General features: G+C 40.9%; 4 protein-coding genes. 1 reads left to right on the forward strand and 3 read right to left on the reverse strand.

Features of this window, described 5'->3' with window-relative positions; translation table 11 throughout:
- Positions 1 to 3: 3 nt before the first annotated feature.
- Positions 4 to 2,043 carry an SUMF1/EgtB/PvdO family nonheme iron enzyme gene (locus tag HC733_RS02055; RefSeq protein WP_190363390.1) on the reverse strand — a complete coding sequence of 680 codons (2,040 nt, stop codon included), beginning with the start codon at positions 2,041 to 2,043 and terminating at the stop codon, positions 4 to 6.
- Between the two features lie 214 nt (positions 2,044 to 2,257).
- On the opposite strand from HC733_RS02055, the gene HC733_RS02060 reads away from it, so the two are divergent.
- The gene (locus HC733_RS02060; RefSeq protein ID WP_190363391.1) at positions 2,258 to 3,190 is read left to right on the forward strand and encodes a 1-aminocyclopropane-1-carboxylate deaminase/D-cysteine desulfhydrase; all 933 of its coding nucleotides are present in this window, start codon (positions 2,258 to 2,260) and stop codon (positions 3,188 to 3,190) included.
- Here the strand turns inward: HC733_RS02060 and HC733_RS23495 are convergent.
- Together HC733_RS23495 and HC733_RS02070 are read right to left on the reverse strand one after the other, a co-directional pair.
- Positions 3,158 to 4,774 carry an EAL domain-containing protein gene (locus tag HC733_RS23495; protein ID WP_190363392.1) on the reverse strand — a complete coding sequence of 539 codons (1,617 nt, stop codon included), beginning with the start codon at positions 4,772 to 4,774 and terminating at the stop codon, positions 3,158 to 3,160. The two genes, HC733_RS02060 and HC733_RS23495, sit on opposite strands and share 33 nt — an antisense overlap.
- A 314-nt stretch (positions 4,775 to 5,088) precedes the next feature.
- Positions 5,089 to 5,787 (reverse strand): hypothetical protein, encoded by a 699-nt coding sequence (locus HC733_RS02070; protein WP_190363393.1) that lies wholly within the window; start codon positions 5,785 to 5,787, stop codon positions 5,089 to 5,091.
- Between the last annotated feature and the right edge of the window lie 795 nt (positions 5,788 to 6,582).

The raw sequence follows: 6,582 nt of genomic DNA on the forward strand, positions 1-6,582 counted from the left end.
TTTCTATCGTTCTCGCACTAAGCGAAAACCAATATAATTTGCTCGAAAATCTGTCGCTAACTCTAATCGAGTAGAAACACGAGCTAGGCTTGGTGCAAAGTTCCAAGCACCGCCACGCACTGTAACACCACTTTGAGATACTCTTTTTTGAGTCCACTCCCATACATTGCCTACAGTGTCATATAGTCCATAATAGTTGGGTGGAAACTCTCCCACTGGTGCCGCACTTTTATTAGACCAATCACTGCCACACCAACCACAGTTAGCAAGGCTTTTCCCTATTTCATTTCCCCAGGGATATTCAGAAGTAGTACCCGCTCTTGCAGCATACTCCCACTCCACCTCATTTGGTAAACGAAATTGCTCACCTTGTTCAGCTGATAACCAATTAGCATACGCTTTTGCATCTTCATAAGACACACACACCACAGGAAAGTTCTCAGCTTGCTCATAGCCTGGTGATTGCCAATTATAATCCAATTCCCAAACTGGCTCGCCATCTTTGTAGAAAGCACAACCACGGCCCTTCTCTGCAGCCGTTTGGTATCCTGTACTTTCGATGAATGCCCTGAACTCCCCCACTGTCACTTCTGTACTTTGCATGCCATAAGAGTTGCTAAGCACTTTTTCCACTACAGGTCGTTCATTCGCTAATCCAGTCCCAACTAAATCGCCCATTTTGAACGCCCCTGCAGGCACAATCACCACTTCATTTTTTGGTGTTTGCGAAATCACTGTTGCGGCGGCTGTTGTGCTGTCTTGCTCACTTTTTGGTGTCGGTACAGCAATCGACTCAGGCTTTTTTACAAGCTTTGCATTAATTGTTTGTGCTTTTCGAATAGTCACGCGCTTTTTATAAGGTTGATAGCCTAATTTGCGTATTTCAATATCGTAGGTACCGGCCGGAATTTTAACTGACAACTTAGTAGAGCCATAGCTCACGCCATTGATAAAAACTTCGTCGTCATACACGTTAGAGCGTAATGTAACGGGAACCATGACTGGCGGCTTTTTTTCCGGTATTACCTGAGCGCTTGACTTGGCCACCTCAATGACAGGTTCAGTGTTGAGCGTAGAAACCTGAACATGACTAGGAATAGTGGTCGTTTGCTCAGAGAAGTTTAATTGACTGTCGTTATATACCGCAGGGTAATTGGCTTGATAACTACCAACAGCTCCAGCCATCGGCGTGCCATATTCAGCACAAAAACGATTATCGACGCTAATCAAGCTACAAAGGCGACTATTATTCACATCACCACGCATACTTACGCTTAAGTTAACGCTGTAGTTACCTTGTCCACTAAATGCACTGCTCACTACATGACTGTTAAGTACTTGTACTTGCGCCCCGGCTAGATTACGTTTAGGTTCAACAAGACGTTGCTCTGTTAGATTTGCAAACAACTGATCAACAAATCGCTTAGTAGCTTTTTGCAATGCCATTTGTTGTCCGCGTTGCTCACAGGCCGCGAGCGTTTCTGTGCGCTTACAGTTAATCGTGTGGTCAACTTCTAACGTGCCTTCACGTGTAAATTCGTTGCGTAAACGCTCAACACGGGCTGTGCTTAATTGGTCCTTTAAGTTTTCTAGCGTATTAATTAGCGTGTGTTTAGTCACTCTAATTTGCTCTATATCTTTACGATGCGAAGCTATAGCCGCTAGCTGCATCGTAATATCATTTTTATTCTTTTTATGCTCTGCGACTGCGTCTTTATAGCGAGTTTGGGCTTCTGAGATATCAACGGTAGGGTCATCAATTAAGCGACGATAAAGGTCGTTCATCGCATCTAACGCTTGATTTTTTTCTTTATCCAAGTCTGAAGAGCGCGTTCTTAATAGATCTAGTTGCGCCTGTAGCCGTGTTTCTTCGCCTAAGTGCTTGTCTAATATTTGCGTGTAGTTATCTAATTCAGCTTGTTTGACCGAAAGTTCTGATTCAATGGCATTCACCGTTGCTGTATCTTGCGCCATTACGTTGAATGTCGCACAGGCAGCCATCAATGTGGCAGAGACAAAAAAAGATAAAGGAGCTATTCGCATATATTCCATTCCCAAAAACGCGGCAATTATTTGGTCTTTGTTATTTTTTATAGTTAGTTCTTAATGCTATGTACTTACAAAGCAAAACACAAGCTTTGTGCCATTAATATCTGAGTTTACAACTATTAACCGCAACCTTGCCAGTAATCTGGACATATTTTACAAGATAGCTGTTAGAATTATTTGAATATCTCGACACAAACCAGACATTAGTATGAGTTTTAAACAATTTAACTTTCCAGAGTCTCCATTACAGTTAATTGAGCACCCGTTACTCACGCAAAAAAAAATGACGCTCACGGTTAAACGAGACGATCTGTTACATCCTCATATCGCTGGTAATAAGTGGCGAAAATTAAAATACAATCTGATAGCCATGCAACAGCAAAAAAAAACTGCCCTTTTGACTTTTTCAGGCCCGTTTTCCAACCATCTATATGCCGTAAGTATGGCCTGTAAACTATTTGGTATTGAAGGCCATGTGATAATACGAGGACCTCATTTGGATGAGCAAAATCCAACTATTCGCATGGCACGTGCTTGCGGCTTAAATTTACATGCGGTTGATAGGGCGACTTACCGCTTGCGAAATCAAGCTGACTATTTTCACGAGATCCAAAAGCAATTCCCGCACTGTTACCTAATTCCAGAGGGTGGTAGTAATCAGCATGCGATGCTTGGCCTTGAAGAGCTCGCACAGAGTTTACCAAAAAGTGACTACGTTATGTGTGCTACGGGCAGCGGCGGTACACTTGCTGGCTTAATAAACTCATGTCCAGATACAACATCGGTGATAGGTATCGCCGTATTAAAACAAGCTGAGTATTTAACCGACGACATCATACGCCTAGCTCCCAAAGCGGGCAAAAAATCTAACTGGCAGTTAATGTGTGATTTTCATGACGGCGGGTATGGTCAGTTTTCATCCGCACTATGGCGATTTTGCCAGATGATGAGAAAAGAATGCTTATTACCACTAGAACCCATTTACACGGGCAAGCTGTTTTACGCTTTATGGCAATTACTAGAACAAGATTTTTTTGAGCCAGACAGCCATATTACAACTATTCACACTGGTGGTTTGCAAGGGCTAGATGGGCTGCGCTATCGCAATCTAATATCGCACGAGCTCAAGCTGCTGCAATAGCTCTGCAAAATAATAACCTTGCGCACCATGCACACCTAGCGACTTCAAGCAATCCAGTTCGGCTTGTGTTTCAACACCAACGGCATAAACAGCTACATTAAGACGCTTAGCTTGGTAAACAATTTGTTTGATTGTTTTTTGCTGTTGAGCGCTTTGCTGAACTTTATGAACAAGTCCAAAACCTAATTTTACCGCGGATATAAGTTGGTTCTCACGAATCGTATTTACCATTAACGGCGACTCAACATGATCAATGGTAAGCGCAACATTAACCCCAGTAAAAAACAACTGTTGCACATTAATTTGCTGATGGTATTTATAGTAGTCATCAGCACTCACTTCGAATGTGAGCTTTTTCACTTGGTTGGCATCGCGTATCACTGCAACCAACCAGTGTATAAAATCAATATCGAGCCAATTTTCAATATGAAGGTTAATACTAACATCGGCCTTATGCGGCTCTTTTGTCAATATTGTGATAGCTTGAGTGACAATTGTTTTATCAAGCACCTCCAAGTTATGCTTGCTATGTAATTGGGGTATAAATTGTTTTGCGGCTATCAATCCTAGCTGAGCGTGCCTGACTCTCAATAACACTTCGTTTTGAATTATGTCTTGCTGCTCAAACCCAAACAACGGTTGAAAAAACAAAACAAACTGCCTGTTCTCAATGCAACGAATAAAGTCATCTTCATTGCTTTGCATTGCATTTGCGTGCGTTTTGTCTAATGGCATCATATGCACATGTTGCCACACGTTGTTGTTTGCTATTTCTAATGCCGCTCGCGCTAATTGATAAACATTTGCTTGCTCAGCCTCATGCTGATAAAAACATCCTCCCACTTTGATTTGCTTGCGAGACAGGTCGCCTCTAATAGCGCGAATCGTCCGAAACATAATTTCATGAAGTTTTTTCCCCAGCTCAATCACATCCCCCCATGCGACCTTTTCAAAGGTCACCGCCAAAGCACCAGAATTTAGATATTTCACTGAGTACTTCATCGAGCTGGGTAAGTGTTTATGAAGCGCTACAGAGAAGTGACTGTTTTCATCTAAATTTGCATCCAGCTTGGCCGCCCAGCGGATCAACAAAAACACCTTGAACAAACTACTATCAGCTACTTTTGGGTCGACCGCACTCATCGCTGAGCTATGTTGAATATCTAATTTTTCATCTGACAGAAAGCGCTTTGGTCTTACCTGATAAACTTGCCACCAGCGATAAACAAAAACCAATAAACCAACAAACAAAATGTTAAAAAATAAAATGATGTATGCATGCTTTTGATAAGGCTTTTGATGCACCAAATTTAAAGAGATACCCGCAGCAGAAAAGCGAGTTGCCTCATCAGGTACTGGCTTATCATCAGCTACATACTCAAATTTAAACTGCTGTGCAATTGCAGCAATATTGCTTTGGGTTCTGAGTTCTTCTGGTAACTTAGCCACTCTTTCTACAACGGCTTCGGCACGCTGATGGATCTGCAAATGTAATAAATGCAGTAATAGTATATTTAAAGCAAATACGACCGCTAAGCCCACTACAACCATACGCCAGTTGAGTGATTTTAATTTAGACTGCACGTTCCATTACACCTTCTACTACCTAGCTCTGATCTCATTGCTTAAGTGTTGTACAGTAGTAGGTAAAACTCAAGGTAGCAGGTTGCTCAGCACAAATTTTTATGACTCACGCAAACTAACTCAATGAATAGTTTAGAAAATGCTAAAACCTGAGGGTTGAATTAAAGTTTCATATTAAAAACAAAGATATAAATAAATAACGTCAGCCGAAATGAATAAAGCAATTATTATATACACTCATCTAAACAAGTGCATTTATTTGCAACCCTTCCATGGCCTCACCACTTAGCGCCATGATATATCGAACTCATTAATCACATTTCATCAAACAGCTGATTTACCAGTGATGGTGGCTCTGAAGATCTAGTATTGATCATGTTAGTGATCGTACTCACCAGCTCTTTGGATGTTTCATTTTCTACAACTGTTAAAAATGTAGATAGCTCGCTAGGTGCTCCTAACTCCACTTCATGCCTAAACTTTTTCCAAATCGTATAGGTATTTTCTTGCTGTTTCTGGCGACGCTGCGCTGCAAGCTCTATCCCTCTATGTATTAATAGACCGCACGTATAATACAAATCAAATCGCCCTCGGCTTGCCGCTTCAATCAGCGGTCCGTCCGCTAACCCTTTAACACAATGCTCTTTGTAACGCTCAACTTTCTTGTTTACATACTCTTTTTTATCAGGATACAGGACCAGAATAGCATTGGCGGCAAACCAATTTGCCCCTCCCTCATGAAGCCAAGATTGATTTTCTGCAGCGTATATTTGCCCTTTGCTACTTTTTTGATATAAATGCGCAACCTCGTGAGCAAAAAACCATATTGTTTTTTCAACAAATTCTGATTTTTCAACTTCTTTCTCTAAATCGTTTCTATCCCAATGCATAAATATCTGCTTAGGAAGTACCCCTCCTTGCGAGCCATCACCATCTGCGACCTTCGAGTAAGATGCATATAAGATCGGCTTAGGGCCTGAAAGTTCACCAAGCTGCTGTTCGAAATAACGCATCAATTTTGGAATATCTCGGTTCAGAGCTCCCCTAATTTTCTCTGGTAACCCGGTGTCTATTACATTAACAAAATTGGCTGTATCGACTGGTTGTGCATCACCTACGTATATATTTTTACCATTATTATTGTCTATCCAGCTAACTTGCCCATGGTAAATTTTACTATTTACAATAATGTTCTGCTTTTGTGGTGCCTTTAAAGTTATAGACCAAGCATTGACCTCGTCGCCGCATTGGTAGTTACAAGCAAATAAACGCCCAGTATGAATTACGTTACCATTATCGGAATAAGGGGAAAATGGACCGTAGTCTTGAGGTAAGCCTTTATAAGCAGGAGTAAGTGTTAGCGTTACTTCTTTGAAAAATAAACCTTTTTTGTTAGCTATGTATTCTTTTCCATCAGTAAAAATAACTTCAAAGTCAGGATTGTTTGGATGTCAACGCTTAGTTCGAGAATTATTAAGGTTACGTATAAAGCTCAAACGCGTTGCAGGCTGTTCCATTGTATAAGTTAGGGTCCAGATATTATCCTTTGACTTTGTGACTAATATATCGACTCCCGAGTCACCTCCAGCAAATACTTTTACGCTCACTAAGAAAATAAAATCCCAAGTATTTTTTTCAACTTCAAATCCTTAATAGCTATTTTTATAATTATGAATGACTAGACTTATCCTATATAGTCGACACTGAAAATCACTTAATGCATTGATCTTCTTGATGATCTAAACGATCTTACTATCCTCATTTTGCAACGTTTGTTTTCTCACCCCTCAAAACCTTGCAAAATGGAG

This window comes from Pseudoalteromonas sp. S16_S37 (genome assembly GCF_014694405.1).
Classification (GTDB): Bacteria; Pseudomonadota; Gammaproteobacteria; order Enterobacterales; family Alteromonadaceae; genus Pseudoalteromonas.